Source organism: Mesobacillus maritimus (assembly GCF_019749255.1).
Lineage (GTDB): Bacteria > Bacillota > Bacilli > Bacillales > Cytobacillaceae > Mesobacillus_B > Mesobacillus_B maritimus_A.
This window is the reverse complement of the sequence record NZ_JACWFH010000036.1, coordinates 19,826-32,426: the sequence shown is the minus strand read 5'-3', so window position 1 is coordinate 32,426 and position 12,601 is coordinate 19,826. Positions and strand designations below refer to the sequence as shown.

The 12,601-nt window shown below is 36.5% G+C and carries 17 protein-coding genes; 7 read left to right on the top strand and 10 right to left on the bottom strand.

The genetic code is table 11. From position 1 onward, the window contains the following. Positions 1 to 449 precede the first annotated feature (449 nt). Entirely contained in the window at positions 450 to 902 is a 453-nt protein-coding gene (locus H0185_RS21870) for a YaiI/YqxD family protein (protein ID WP_221875627.1), read from the bottom strand. 427 nt (positions 903 to 1,329) lie between these two features. Between H0185_RS21870 and H0185_RS21865 the strand changes: the two genes are divergently transcribed. Next, entirely contained in the window at positions 1,330 to 1,707 is a 378-nt protein-coding gene (locus H0185_RS21865; RefSeq protein WP_221875626.1) for a hypothetical protein, read from the top strand. Positions 1,708 to 1,887: 180 nt separating this feature from the next. Here the strand turns inward: H0185_RS21865 and H0185_RS21860 are convergent, their stop codons facing one another. From H0185_RS21860 to H0185_RS21835, 6 genes are all read right to left on the bottom strand, one after another. Next, positions 1,888 to 1,977: a YjcZ family sporulation protein gene (locus H0185_RS21860; RefSeq protein ID WP_221875625.1), complete on the bottom strand. Its 90-nt coding sequence runs from the start codon at positions 1,975 to 1,977 to the stop codon at positions 1,888 to 1,890. 504 nt (positions 1,978 to 2,481) lie between these two features. Continuing rightward, positions 2,482 to 2,646 carry a YvrJ family protein gene (locus H0185_RS21855; protein WP_221875624.1) on the bottom strand — a complete coding sequence of 55 codons (165 nt, stop codon included), beginning with the start codon at positions 2,644 to 2,646 and terminating at the stop codon, positions 2,482 to 2,484. Positions 2,647 to 2,726: 80 nt separating this feature from the next. Beyond that, on the bottom strand, positions 2,727 to 2,945 hold the full coding sequence (locus tag H0185_RS21850; RefSeq protein WP_221875623.1) for a DUF2922 domain-containing protein: 219 nt from the start codon (positions 2,943 to 2,945) through the stop codon (positions 2,727 to 2,729). Between the two features lie 32 nt (positions 2,946 to 2,977). Beyond that, positions 2,978 to 3,193: a DUF1659 domain-containing protein gene (locus H0185_RS21845; RefSeq protein ID WP_221875622.1), complete on the bottom strand. Its 216-nt coding sequence runs from the start codon at positions 3,191 to 3,193 to the stop codon at positions 2,978 to 2,980. Positions 3,194 to 3,432: 239 nt separating this feature from the next. Continuing rightward, a complete protein-coding gene (locus H0185_RS21840; RefSeq protein ID WP_221875621.1) occupies positions 3,433 to 3,954 on the bottom strand; it encodes a DinB family protein in 522 nt (173 codons plus the stop codon). 270 nt (positions 3,955 to 4,224) lie between these two features. After that, complete coding sequence (locus H0185_RS21835; RefSeq protein ID WP_246629356.1) at positions 4,225 to 4,761, bottom strand: SMI1/KNR4 family protein; 537 nt, start codon at positions 4,759 to 4,761, stop codon at positions 4,225 to 4,227. A 131-nt stretch (positions 4,762 to 4,892) separates the two neighbouring features. On the opposite strand from H0185_RS21835, the gene H0185_RS21830 reads away from it, so the two are divergent. Genes H0185_RS21830 through H0185_RS21820 form a run of 3 tightly spaced genes read left to right on the top strand, consistent with a single transcriptional unit; the run spans position 4,893 to position 6,858 of the window. Further along, positions 4,893 to 5,648: an SDR family NAD(P)-dependent oxidoreductase gene (locus tag H0185_RS21830; RefSeq protein ID WP_221875620.1), complete on the top strand. Its 756-nt coding sequence runs from the start codon at positions 4,893 to 4,895 to the stop codon at positions 5,646 to 5,648. A 21-nt stretch (positions 5,649 to 5,669) separates the two neighbouring features. Further along, complete coding sequence (locus H0185_RS21825; RefSeq protein ID WP_246629355.1) at positions 5,670 to 6,101, top strand: MarR family winged helix-turn-helix transcriptional regulator; 432 nt, start codon at positions 5,670 to 5,672, stop codon at positions 6,099 to 6,101. A 22-nt stretch (positions 6,102 to 6,123) separates the two neighbouring features. Further along, positions 6,124 to 6,858, top strand: coding sequence for a glucose 1-dehydrogenase (locus H0185_RS21820; protein ID WP_221875619.1), 735 nt, complete (start codon positions 6,124 to 6,126; stop codon positions 6,856 to 6,858). Positions 6,859 to 7,326: 468 nt separating this feature from the next. Here the strand turns inward: H0185_RS21820 and H0185_RS21815 are convergent, their stop codons facing one another. Then, positions 7,327 to 8,145: an ATP-dependent DNA ligase gene (locus H0185_RS21815; RefSeq protein WP_221875618.1), complete on the bottom strand. Its 819-nt coding sequence runs from the start codon at positions 8,143 to 8,145 to the stop codon at positions 7,327 to 7,329. Positions 8,146 to 8,456: 311 nt separating this feature from the next. On the opposite strand from H0185_RS21815, the gene H0185_RS21810 reads away from it, so the two are divergent. From H0185_RS21810 to H0185_RS21800, 3 genes are all read left to right on the top strand, one after another. Continuing rightward, positions 8,457 to 9,005: an HAD-IA family hydrolase gene (locus H0185_RS21810; RefSeq protein WP_221875617.1), complete on the top strand. Its 549-nt coding sequence runs from the start codon at positions 8,457 to 8,459 to the stop codon at positions 9,003 to 9,005. A gap of 819 nt (positions 9,006 to 9,824) precedes the next feature. Beyond that, the gene (locus H0185_RS21805; RefSeq protein WP_221875616.1) at positions 9,825 to 10,274 is read left to right on the top strand and encodes a CBO0543 family protein; all 450 of its coding nucleotides are present in this window, start codon (positions 9,825 to 9,827) and stop codon (positions 10,272 to 10,274) included. A gap of 125 nt (positions 10,275 to 10,399) precedes the next feature. Next, positions 10,400 to 10,579 carry an aspartyl-phosphate phosphatase Spo0E family protein gene (locus tag H0185_RS21800; RefSeq protein ID WP_221875615.1) on the top strand — a complete coding sequence of 60 codons (180 nt, stop codon included), beginning with the start codon at positions 10,400 to 10,402 and terminating at the stop codon, positions 10,577 to 10,579. Positions 10,580 to 11,167: 588 nt separating this feature from the next. Here H0185_RS21800 and H0185_RS21795 read toward each other — a convergent pair. Together H0185_RS21795 and H0185_RS21790 are read right to left on the bottom strand one after the other, a co-directional pair. Then, a complete protein-coding gene (locus tag H0185_RS21795; RefSeq protein WP_221875614.1) occupies positions 11,168 to 11,836 on the bottom strand; it encodes a DNA alkylation repair protein in 669 nt (222 codons plus the stop codon). 545 nt (positions 11,837 to 12,381) lie between these two features. After that, positions 12,382 to 12,579, bottom strand: coding sequence for a DUF6980 family protein (locus H0185_RS21790; protein WP_221875613.1), 198 nt, complete (start codon positions 12,577 to 12,579; stop codon positions 12,382 to 12,384). Between the last annotated feature and the right edge of the window lie 22 nt (positions 12,580 to 12,601).

The following is a 12,601-nucleotide window of genomic DNA, read 5'->3' as shown; positions in this document are numbered from 1 at the left end:
TCAATTCTGTAGTGAGCCCGTACATAATGATCCCCCCAGCAGCTTATCCGACCACTTCTAATAAAGGAATGAAAGATCTAATAGAAGAAAAAAGACACTTTATTCGATGATACAAAAAGGGAATTTTTCAAATTGTGAGTATGAATGATTTAACTTATCGAGATACATCTTAGATAGCTTCGTAAAGGTTGGTATTTTTACCAACCAAGCTAATTGAAACTGTTAAAATTATTCCTATGGTTAAATCAAATTTTGAGCATTCGTGTCAGTCCCATATCTCTAAGGGTTTATGCTTTTCTTCACCGTAGGACAAGGTTCATTACCTAACGAAAACGTCTTTTCCCACAAATTTAAATGTGGCAGAAAAGACGTTTTATACTGTAGTGCCTTATTTTATTGCCATTTAACGAGGAACCATCCACTAGGATTGCGTCGGTGCCGTGTATCCCCTATGTATTCTCTATTTGTGAAATAGCTAATTTGAAGAGTTTTCTAAACTTTTCTCTATCCTCTTCTGTAAAGGGTTTGGGCCCCTTTGTCCGTTTGCCGCTTTTGCGGGCCATGGCGCTCAAATAACGTGACTGTAACAGTTCGTCAATATTTTCATTCGTATAACGATAACCTTTATGATGAAGAACGGTGCACCCTTTCGCTAACCCAAGTGAAGCGAGGCCATAATCTTGCGTCACAATCAGATCGCCCGTTCTAGCTAAGCCCATAATCCGATAATCGGCTGCTTCTGCTCCAGAATCAACATAGACCGTCTCGACTCCTGATGGTTGTTCCTTATTGGAGAAATGAGAAAAACTGGTCACAAGAACAACTGGGAATCCTTCATTTCTTGCTTCAAAAATAATAATATCTTTTACCGGGCATGCATCGGCATCCACATAAATCTTCATGTTCATTACTCTCCTAATAATTGAATGGGTCAAAAGAAGGTATACCATGTATGACTTGGATACCTCTTTTCGGGCAGATTAACATTTCACGAAAATATTTGACCGTTTCTGGTACAAGCATATCATAGTATTGCATGATGAACGAAGCATCATAAAACCCGCTACTCAGTTATGCCCAAGTAACAGATCTACTTCATTATTCTTTTTTATCCATTAAAATGGAAAGCTATTGGTTTCTCAAACTTTCCTTTGTTTTTTAAAAAAAAGAGAACCGTCTCCATGTCTAAAATGTCCCTCTGTCTTTCCCCCATTTTCTCCATTCTAAACAGTTTGTCTATACAAACGCAATGCGTAAATCATACGCTATGGTGGGACTTGTTTTAAAGAACTGTCTTGTTATTGGCAGATGAAAGGAGGGATACATGGAATGTCAAAAGATAAAAAACTATCTTCATTGGTGAATGATTTATCAGACCGGGTACAAGCCCAAGACACAATTATTAAGGACTTACAAAAACAAATGGCACAACAACAAGAAGCGTTAACGAACCTTCTTGCTAATATGGAAGCGCAGGAAAGATCGTCAATGAGACTCCAAGAGTATTGTGAAAGCCTAAACCAAACATTATATTCACTAGCTCAAAACGAAGCCATCACTCTGCCCACACCACCACCACCGCCACCTCGTCCAAGGGATCCTTTTCCAGTCTCAGACATTTTTAGTAAGCTAGACCTCGAAAAGGTACTAAAGATCGCAATGTACGTTTCGAACGTATATTCAGAAAAAGATGACGATGAAAGTTAAACAGTAAAATGGTTCATGCTTTTATTCATCATCCCTCTTTGGCTGTCGAGAAACACTCGGCAGCTTTTTCCTTTTACTATTCTAACTCTGGATTAGGTCCATCACATATGTAGCTAAAACTCCATAACAAAAGAGGCTAGCCGAGTGGCAAGCCTCTTTTGTTCAAGCTAATTTTCATTGTTAGTAGCCTGCACCAACAATGATAAGAAGAATAAATAGAACCACAATCAACACAAATGTGCTGTTGCCTCCACCGCCATATCCTGACATATCGTTTCCCCTCCTTTCTCTTTAATCTCTATACCATATTCGGTTTCCTCCAATTCTGTCTGGACAAGCAACTTAAGGTAAATGCGGATTTTACAAATTGAAGAAAGAAACTAAGGAAAAAGGGGGCGGATTCACCTAATACCACGATCAAAAAAACGTGTCTACGGAGAATTACAACAAAATATCCCTTTAAAATTCCGCTACCTGAATATGATGAAGCATTAAATAGTAGAAACATATAGATTATGTGCTAAACTCCCTCACTTTCGGTCAGGCATATTGTATCTCCGTCAACTGTTGGTCCACAATTTTTTATGGGACACAGCTCACTGCTTCCTTTGGCTATGATTGAATTCATTTAATCTCATTTTTATGTAAAAGATGACCTAAATTGTGAAGCATGACAGTGTAAATTACCCACGTGTCCATCCTGGACTAGGAACTGTCCCTATGGACCCCCTTGCTCAATTGAGAGAAAAAGGGCCATTGATTGACCCTTTTTCCTCATATGATCTTCCTATCCTGATAATCGTTTTCCTTCATCTGATTCGGCAGATTCTGAATGGATTGGACAACAGTGTCAAGCTTGGCTTCGATTCTATGAAGCAAGTATAAGGTGACAACAACCGGAAACCCTACTTCACTTATTAGTGGGATGAGCTCTTGCATGGTCCTTCCTCCTCTCTATTGGTTTTTCACCGAATTATAGGAAAAGCCGGTTCCTAATGGAATCCGGCCTTCTTTATTGATTAGATGATTTCATATTCTGTGACATTCCGTTCGACCACGCGGGCACCGCCGACGGATACGAGATACCCGTAGCTAGAGAAAAATGCGTTCGATGCAATAATCGCTTCCATTGCCACTTTAAGAGCAGCTGGATCGATTGGTTCAACTGGGTTATCCACTGTTAATCGAGCGACCTTCCCTAGGTCCGTCCCAAATTGAAGCTCTAACGTCTTCGCCATGCTTTTCACCTCCTTCCTTCCCTACCATCAGATTAGATAAGATCGTAATTATCAGTACGTTCTACCGAGCTAAGAGGATACGCGCAAAGTCCGCCTAGTGCTGTTGCTGCCTGATGCAGTTGATCAGCAGTCGCCTCTTTCCTTACATTCGCATAAGATTTCCCTTTGAAGATTGGCTCGCCTTTCTCATTCAAGCCAGTCTCAAACATTAATGTGATGCGGGAATCCTTTAACATTGCTTGTGCCATTGTTTCTCACCTCCCTTCACCCTTTATATAGAGAGAAGAGTGAAAAAAGGACAGGGGTAAAGGGAACAAAACATAAAAACGCTAGTGGAGAGAACTTAAAATTACAATATGAATAACATTTGAATCCACAGTTAAAAAAGCAAATAGCACACAAACAAGCTCAGAGTTTATTGCTCTGAACTTGTCAATTTTAAGGCTTTTATTTTATTAAAGCCTCCAAAGATTCAAGGTATAAAAGCTTATTTGTTTTTAAACAGCAAACGTTTAATCATTCTAATTTGACCACGATGATTAATTTCATCTTCAAAAACATGAAACCAAAGGTAATAATTATTATATGGAACTCCATTTCCCCATTCCTTCTCCTCAAATAACCATTCATTCTTTAATCCTTTGAGGTGTGTTAAAGTCTTCTCTCTGACTTTAGACAATTCATCCATATAGTAATTAACAGTATTTTTATTAATGGTTTTTCTGGCATCTTCACCAAGTTCTAGTGCGGATTTCCATTGTTTAAGCTCCAACTCATTAATATCTCGGTTTTCAAATGATATGACCTGATGTACAACTTCCATTGAGGCGATATGGAGTAAAAGAGAACCGATCGTATTGGAACCTTCATCGATCAAATAATCCAATTCTTCTTCACTTAAATCCTTTATCTCTTCTAATGTAACTGCTCTTGTATGTTCTAACATAGATGCAAGTTCACCGACCTTTGGTGAGAAATCCCCAATGTTGTTAATCCGATACTCTATCATTCAATAAAACCTCCCGTCAAATCTATAATAAGGTTATCAGTTTATTAACATAAATAAAGACTGATATTAGTTGGAAATGAATGTTACAATTGAATTAGATACAGTAAAAGGCAGCCTAATTTTTTTAGGCTGCCTTTTTCAGTATCCTGCCGGTTAACGAAACATGATCCATTTTTTCTTTATTTATAGGCTCTGTTCAATAATATTGTTGATAATAATTAAATATAAATCAAGGACCCCCAATTCGGTCCTTGATTATGTAAATACTACCTATTCAACATTTACTGAAATCACTGATACTTCATCACTTGGGAATTCATCAGGAAAGGCTTCCCAAACTAGCTCCTTCGTTATTGTTTGATATAAAAATTCTACCATTGATAATGGGTAAATATGATACTCAGATGACCTTGTTTCATATACAACGATTTTCCACTCATCAGGCTTTCCTTCTGTCAACCAGTACAATTCGTCACCGTTATCAGTAAGACCCCAGGGAAGAAGCCCACCAACTGAAGGATAAATATTATGAGTAAAGTATTCAGGGTAATTATTTTTTGATACTTGATAGGAATCTCTAATCACTTTCCCTTTTTGTATCAGATTTAAATTTTCATTTTCAACAAATGGGGAAAGAACCCATAGAAAGTTATCTATTCCTATAGTTCCATAACTTTCAATAAATTTCGTATAGTCTGAAGGCAGCTCTGTACCAAGAATATTAAATACATTTCCCCATTGTTCTTTATCTCCAGAGTGTTGTGGAATCTTTGGTAACGGGAGAACCTTTATTAACTTATTCATCATTGTAACTACTCCTCAGAAATATTTACGGTGATTACTAATAGATTACTATTATTCTAGTCAAAAAGGTAGTTTAATGCTAAACTATATTTGAATAGTTTAATGTTAAACTACTTTTGGAAGGGATGATCCTAATGGGGAAACTTCAAGATAAAGTTGTTATCATTACCGGTGGTGCTAATGGGATTGGTAGTGGAATTGCGAAGTCAATGGTGAAAGAAGGGGCCATTGTCACGATTGTTGATTTAAATGAAGAAGCTGGTAAAAGCATGGAAAAAGAACTTCAAGCGTTCTCACCACAATCCATGTTTCTAAAAGCAAATCTAATGGATCGAGAAAACCTCGGTACAATTGTAAGCACGGTGGTTAAAAAATACGGAAGACTGGATGTTCTCGTAAATAACGCCCATGCTTCTAAGCAAAAAACCATTGAAGAAACTACACAAGAAGATTTAGATTTGTCCTTTGGAACTGGGTTTTATCCTACCTTTTACTTAATGCAGGAAGCGCTTCCATATTTGAAAGAGTCAAAGGGAAATGTGATTAATTTCGCGTCTGGTGCAGGGTTAAATGGGCATGAGACTCAAGCTGCGTATGCGGCCGCAAAAGAAGCGATTCGAGGGGTCTCTAGGGTAGCTGCTAATGAATGGGGCCGATTTGGGATTAATGTGAACATCATTAGCCCGATTGCCAATTCACCAGGTGTCGAGGCATGGGCAAAAGCACAACCGAAATATTATGAAGAAGTCAAAAGTAGAATACCATTGGGTTACTTCGGCGATATTGAAAAAGATATTGGCACTGTTGCCGTGTTTCTTGCTTCCGAAGATTCTAGGTATATTACAGGACAGACTATCATGGTAGATGGTGGGACAACGATGCTTCGCTAAGCTAGGGATGGAGAGGATAATTTGCAAGAAAAGGATCTTTTTGAACTTATTCATATGATTGATAAAATTAATAACGAAAACATTATTAGGTTCACAAAAGCATTCCCCTACCCGCTTGGGATATCTCCAATACTGGTGTTATCCGATTTAAAAAAGAACGGGGTTCAAAAGCAAGTGGAACTAGCTGATAAGCTCGGCTATACAAAAGGGGCAATGACGAATATTGCGACAAAGCTTTTGGACTTAGGGCTTGTTGAAAAAGTGTTAGATGAAACAGACCGTAGGGTTATTCAATTGCGGATTACTCCTACTGGTGAAAAGGCACTGTCTGAAGCACAAGCAATTGGTCAAACCTTATTTATGCAACATTTCGAAGCCTTAAATGAAGAGGAAATCAATCAGTATTTTAACATTCAAGAGAAGCTTCTAAAACATATTGAAGACCAAAAATAAAACCCATCAGGAGGTATTTTCCATGAGCCGATTAGCTGATAAAGTAGCGATTATTACGGGTGGAGCACGAGGAATGGGAGCGAGTCACGCTCGGTTGTTTGTCAAAGAAGGAGCAAAAGTCTTGATTGCTGATATCCTGGAAAAAGAAGGACAAGCCCTTGCCAAAGAATTAGGAGACAATGCAAGGTTCATCAAACTGGATGTCACCAACAAAGAAAACTGGGAGCAAGCAGTTGCTGTTACGGAGGATGCATTTGGCCCAGCGAATGTGTTAGTAAATAACGCCGGAATTACGATGAATAAATCAATCGAAGAAATGACTCTAGAAGAATACAAACGTATCGTTGAGATCAACCAAGTGTCGGTATTCCTAGGAATGAAAGCGGTTATCCCTTCGATGAAAGCAGCAAATGGTGGTTCAATTGTGAACATCTCTTCGATGAATGGACTTGTTGGGGGTGCGATTGGCTATACCGATACGAAATTTGCTGTCAGAGGCATGACAAAAGCCGCTGCGCTTAGCTTGGCTCACTATGGCATTCGCGTGAATTCCGTTCATCCAGGTGTCATCGAAACACCAATGATTGTCCAAGAAGAAACAAAAGACGCCGTTAAAGAATTTGCGAAATACATTCCGAACGGCCGTGTTGCAAAACCTGAAGAAGTATCGAACTTGGTTTTGTTCCTTGCTTCAGATGAATCTAGTTATAGTACAGGGTCAGAGTTCGTTGTCGATGGCGGAATGACAGCAAGATAAATAAGGGAATTCACTCCCCTTATTGGTGAAGAAAATAGTGAAGGCTTGAACCTATGAATTTCCGGGTTCAAGCCTTTTCGATTTTGTAACCTTAATTCCACCTTGTTTCCTGAATTCACGTAATCATAGAAGTTTTTGATTTTTCAGTTACGTCCCCTATAATTGTTAAATATCTATTTCTTCTCATTAAGGACATCTAATAGAGTGACTAATAAAAGTGACAGGCACCATCCAGAATTTGGATGGTGCCTGTCATCTATAGTAAAATAAGGGTTTCTGCCTACACTATCAGATTGCTATCAAATAGATATGTAGTTAATAGTCGTAGATATCACTCTCAATATTTATTTGTCGAAACACGTTTAAAGAATTGTAGTTTTCTGTCTAAGACTAAAAAATATGAAAGATTATGCATAAAGGATAGAAGGAAATTGTTGCCAGTGTTTAAGTCGAAAATAAAAGCAGAACTTACGTCCACTCTACAAAACTTGGTAGACGCAAAAGTCCTGCTTTTGTATAATGACGAAATTTCGCCCGACACTTGAGCGGTTCAATGAACCGAAAATTTTCGTTTTCATCTAGGATTGCTGCATTGGATATACACTCTTTAGCATGCTGTGAAACACCTAGTTCCATAACGCCCACATTTTTCCCTTCTAAGTCAGTCAGCAGCAGTCCAAACTCTTTCTTTCGGTATCCGGTAATAAACACTTCAGTGTATTGATAATTAATTACTTTCAACCAATCGCTCGACCGCTTTCCAACTTGATATCGAGAATCTTTGCGTTTTAATACAATGCCTTCGAGAGATTGATCACGAACAACATCAAAGTATGCCCGGCCCATTCCAGTAATGTATTGGACCTTTGATAACTGTTCACTGTCGTGTTTGATGATGTCAGCGAGGAGGTCTTTGCGATCAAGCAGAGTTGAAGCTGTTACCCGTTCATTATTGTATTTAATAACATCAAATGCAACAAAAGATACCGGAGGCGTTGAATTTCTTTCCGACACAAACCGATTCATCATTGCTTCAAAATCCGGCTTGCCGTCTTTGTCTGTTACAATTAATTCTCCATCTAGAACTGTTCCAGCGGGTATTCCTATGTTCGTTAGTTCCGGAAATTTAGACGTTACCTCATTGTTGTGCCTCGTATAAAGTCGAACTTTTCCCTCGTCATCAACAGAATAGATTAATCGGATTCCATCAAGCTTTAGTTCTGTAATATAGTCTGCGGAGTCAAATGGTTCGTCGACTCTTTGTAAGAGCATTGGAGAAATGAACAATTAAAACACCGCCTTATTAGATGATAATGGTTCATTGTAGCACGATTATTAATCTAGTTAACTAGTAGTTTGATGGAAATTATCCTATCAAGGTAATTTATCCTGATAAGTATTTAAACAGCTTGCTGGTGGTACCCCAAATTAACGGTCTTTGGTAAGGTAAGGGATTTTAAAAAAGAGTTTTATATAGCCGTAGTCATTTATTCCTTAGTTCATATTCTTCAGTAATATTACTAGAAAGTTTTGAAATCGTGATAAAATGTATATAAGCATTTTTATCAAAATAATGATTTAAGGGTGGTTTGGTTTTATTGAACATTTTATGGGATTTCGACGGAACATTATTTGATACTTATCCTGTATATACAAGAATTCTTTCTCAAGTGTTGGGTGAAACAGCAGATAAACAGGAAATCTATGAGAAATTAAAAGTTTCCTACTCACACGCAATTCAATTTTATAACATTTCAAGTGAACAAGAAGATTGGATAAAAAAATTAAAGAAAGAAATAACTCCAGAAGATATGAAACCATTTAATGGCGTAGAAGAAATTTTAAAATTTGCAAATAAAAATGTAATTGTCACACACAAGTCGAGAAAAGGTGTTGTAGACATCTTAAAATATTATGGATGGAATAAATACTTTGTAGATATGGTTACGAAAGATGACGGATTCCCTCGTAAACCTAACCCATCAGCTTACAAACATTTACACGAAAAATACAAAATCACCCTAGCCATTGGGGACAGAAAATTAGATTTATTACCCGCAAAAGAATTGGGAATTTCAACTTGCATCTTTCAAAATCAAGTGGATATTGCAGATTATCAATTGCAGGACTACACTGAGTTTTTTTAATACGATTCTTCCTGATAAATTGGCATTTGACTAAATATACCTGAGAAGGTCTTTTGCTGTTTATACCATTCATCTCCAATCACTGTACGGCCCCGAATCGTCATTAATACTTATAAACATCCTTTGCTTTTTAGCTAACATACATCGCCATCGTGAGAACAAAGAAATAGTGAGACACCTAGGGGAATAAGGGTTTCTCCCTACCCTATCAGATTGATAGCAATTAGATATCTTTTTGATAGGCACAGATATTTTAACGATAATAATTTGTCGAAACGCGTACACAAGAAATTGTAGTTTCTTGTCTAATGTTAATTGATATGAAAGATTGTGTATGGTGGTTAGCCAAAAATATGTACTAGTGTTTAAGTCAAAAATATAAGCAGAACTTACGTCTGCTCTACAAAACTAGGTAAACGCAAGACCTGATTTTTGTATAAAAACTTGCTTGATTTTTAGCCTTCTTATTTCACTTAAAACACCCTGCTTTTTCTTACATATAATTTGTTCAAATTTGTACAATAATCCATTTCCGAAAAAACAGGCTATATGCATGTAACATGATTATTTTTTTTCATAAAGTAATTCATGGGAACTTAGGTGAATTTAGACCCCTAATTTTCATTTTCCTTTTATGTATATATTCTTTTGACTTCATTAAAAATGAAGTCTTTTTTTCTCCTTTCCTTTGGTATTGTGATGCTTTAAACTGAAACAATTTTTTAGTGCAGGAACTATGGAGAAATTTTCATCCTGTTTAGCTTATGGTAGCTAGGTAACAATATTTAGTAATGATCTGTAAAGAGGAATGAACATTGTATGTACTTCTTAATTATTTCTGTAACTATTTTTATTGTAGTTGCGTTATTAGTCCCAAAGAATCTACCCAAAAACGAGTTGTACGCTATTGCTTTATTTTCTATTGTATTTGGTTTTGTTAGTGATATAGTTTTAGACCTCAAATATAATCTTTATGGATATTTTAATCCTGGTGTTGATTTGGCGGGTTTTTTGCCAATTTTGTTCATTTTTCCTTCTTCAGGTGTTTTATATATGAACTCTTACCCTTTTAGAAAATCAATCCAGAAACAAATAACCTATATAGTAGGTTGGACTCTATTTAGCCTGACTTTTGAGTATCTCTCTATTGAATTTGGATATTTTTACCACAACCAATGGAACTACTGGTTATCCGCTATTACTTATCCATTTTTACTCTTGATTCAGCTTCTTCACCTCAAAATTTATAAGGTTTATCAAAGTAAATGATTAGCCTTAAATAAGAGTAAGTAAACTTTTTAGCTTCTTTCTTTTACATTTTTAGAAAATAATCCCTTTAGTTAATCCCATTAATTTGGTAAGATGTTTCTTAGGTAAAAAAAGGAGTAGACTTTATGAAAAATACCGCTCAAAAAATAGTTTTAAGACCCTGTGAGCTTTTAACTTATATTGAATTTTTGAGGAAGCATCTTATTAAGATGGGATTGACTTACGGTTTTAATGATGATCGGACTATACAAGCTAGTCAGGAGCTTGATTATTTTATATATGAGTACCAAAGGGTTACTGCTTAAATAGCGAAATGATTTATTTGTATATATGGGTTCAAATTCAATGTTAGAACAAACCCAAATGCTATGTAATTGGGAAAGCAGCAAATTGTAAAACACCTATGGTTATAAACTCACCTATTTTCTTTTCATCATCAATTCCAACTCTAAACTTCCCCAGAATGAAATTATGCTTAATGAGAATAATCCTAATCCCATTACAAAATCAACACCCATCCAACTTAAGACTGCATTGCTAAATAGGTTAGAACCTAGTTTTGGAAAATGAAAAACACTAAAGAAAATAAGGTAAAAACAGCATTGCGAATGGAATACAAATGAAATAGTTTTTATCTGACTCATCAAATTTATGTACTTTAATTTTTGCATCCTGTTCTAATGATTTCGCCGCCGAATTAAACCTGCTCCAAATTAGGGCTCCTCTACAATCAGCCTCTTTGCATGAAGAAAAACGCTTTCCTTATTTCAGAAAAGCGTCCAATTTTGATAGATTATTTCTATTGGAGAGTATTGTTGGACTCAGCAGTTCAGATTGAGTCTTTGAGTTCCTCTATTTTTTGCATGAATCCCTAATTAATTACTCAGAGGTAACTAATGATCATGGCGTTTGTTTACTTCAATTGTAATGAACTCCGGCAAATAGTTTGGAGTACATCCTTTCGAAACTTTGTCATCTTTGTAAAGACCCGTTTTCTCACCAAGTTTAATACAACGTGCACGATTCTTTTCATCATAAACGCCTATCCAGCCGGCGGTGAAATTCATCGCCCATTGTACTTCCGGTTCTTCCTGGGCAATCTTAGCTTCTAATGCTGATAGCAAGTATTCGGTATTTTCAGGTGGTGTTTGTCCAGTCCATCTCAATCGCCCTTGATAATACCAGAACACTCGCCTTTGAAGAGCAGAAGGACTATTTTCCCATGACTCTATCAATGCAATTTTCTTCTTGTCTTTGGTGAGCTGATTGGCCATTAACCAATCCATTAAGTTATTTCGCTCATTAAAAGGGTGAATCTGCATATCTTGATCAAGCTGATTTAGCAGATCCTCTGTAAGGAGTTTTTTATCCATAATTAAGATGGCTAATTGTCTGGGCAAAAACTCTCCTGTTGACCAAAGTTCCATAGCGAGTTCGTGATCTTTTTTAATGTCTTTCGCGAGTTTTCGTAAGTCGCCAAGCTTCGTTTTACTATTGATCTGAGATAGAATGTTTTCTGCTTTTGAAGAGAGTTTTAGTTCTGTGCCTTCATTTCCATTCATTTTATACAACTCCTTTATTCAAGCACTGTTTCATATATCAAGGACTTGCTTCCGTTATAAGTAGTGATGTGCCTCCAAAGTGATATTGTAGTCTATATGTATTAAAGCTTTCCCCACCTATACTAGAAGAGCAACCATCTAGAATAAGAATAACATTTTCTTCCTTTTTATTGAATACGAAAAGAGCTATCTTTTAAACCGTTCCATTTGAGATGGTCTTTAGCTGTTTATACAATGTCATCTTCGACCCAATGTCCTGTCCTCGACAGCCAATTTTACTTTCTTTTTAGCTAGCCTATATTGTTAAAATCCAAGGATTCCACCTACGAACCCTAATATGACTTGAGGAAGTCCAACTACTAGGTCGTTATTGATTAATCGTTCTCCCCCACTACATCCTAACAAAAGAGAATAATACTCACTATTGCAATCACAAATGAATTTATTTGAGATTGCTTATTTTTACTCATTTCATACCCCCATATTATTTATTGTGAAAAATGTTCTATTACTAAAGGGGCCTTCATTTTCAAGAAGATATTGCCTCATGTTAATTTTGAACCACACCACGGACAAAATTCTATTCCGATTCTTGAAGAACCACCATCATGAATGATCAAGCCGTAATCATTTTCTTTTCCATTAAAGATAAGGATTTTATCAGGACACTCAAATGGATTCTCATGAATATCACATTTGAAATTCGCATGATAATCCATATCCTCACAACAATGTTTTTTCATCAATCTCTTCCCCTTTTATAAA

What these genes read in the sequence shown, in the direction of transcription:
- H0185_RS21805 (WP_221875616.1), top strand. Translation starts at nt 9,825, where the DNA reads ATGTACTTCTTAATTATTTCTGTAACTATTTTTATTGTAGTTGCGTTA.
- H0185_RS21855 (WP_221875624.1), bottom strand. Translation starts at nt 2,646, where the DNA reads ATGCAAGAGCTCATCCCACTAATAAGTGAAGTAGGGTTTCCGGTTGTT.
- H0185_RS21870 (WP_221875627.1), bottom strand. Translation starts at nt 902, where the DNA reads ATGAAGATTTATGTGGATGCCGATGCATGCCCGGTAAAAGATATTATT.
- H0185_RS21860 (WP_221875625.1), bottom strand. Translation starts at nt 1,977, where the DNA reads ATGTCAGGATATGGCGGTGGAGGCAACAGCACATTTGTGTTGATTGTG.
- H0185_RS21790 (WP_221875613.1), bottom strand. Translation starts at nt 12,579, where the DNA reads ATGAAAAAACATTGTTGTGAGGATATGGATTATCATGCGAATTTCAAA.
- H0185_RS21820 (WP_221875619.1), top strand. Translation starts at nt 6,124, where the DNA reads ATGAGCCGATTAGCTGATAAAGTAGCGATTATTACGGGTGGAGCACGA.
- H0185_RS21830 (WP_221875620.1), top strand. Translation starts at nt 4,893, where the DNA reads ATGGGGAAACTTCAAGATAAAGTTGTTATCATTACCGGTGGTGCTAAT.
- H0185_RS21800 (WP_221875615.1), top strand. Translation starts at nt 10,400, where the DNA reads ATGAAAAATACCGCTCAAAAAATAGTTTTAAGACCCTGTGAGCTTTTA.
- H0185_RS21840 (WP_221875621.1), bottom strand. Translation starts at nt 3,954, where the DNA reads ATGATAGAGTATCGGATTAACAACATTGGGGATTTCTCACCAAAGGTC.
- H0185_RS21865 (WP_221875626.1), top strand. Translation starts at nt 1,330, where the DNA reads ATGTCAAAAGATAAAAAACTATCTTCATTGGTGAATGATTTATCAGAC.
- H0185_RS21850 (WP_221875623.1), bottom strand. Translation starts at nt 2,945, where the DNA reads ATGGCGAAGACGTTAGAGCTTCAATTTGGGACGGACCTAGGGAAGGTC.
- H0185_RS21795 (WP_221875614.1), bottom strand. Translation starts at nt 11,836, where the DNA reads ATGAATGGAAATGAAGGCACAGAACTAAAACTCTCTTCAAAAGCAGAA.
- H0185_RS21835 (WP_246629356.1), bottom strand. Translation starts at nt 4,761, where the DNA reads ATGATGAATAAGTTAATAAAGGTTCTCCCGTTACCAAAGATTCCACAA.
- H0185_RS21845 (WP_221875622.1), bottom strand. Translation starts at nt 3,193, where the DNA reads ATGGCACAAGCAATGTTAAAGGATTCCCGCATCACATTAATGTTTGAG.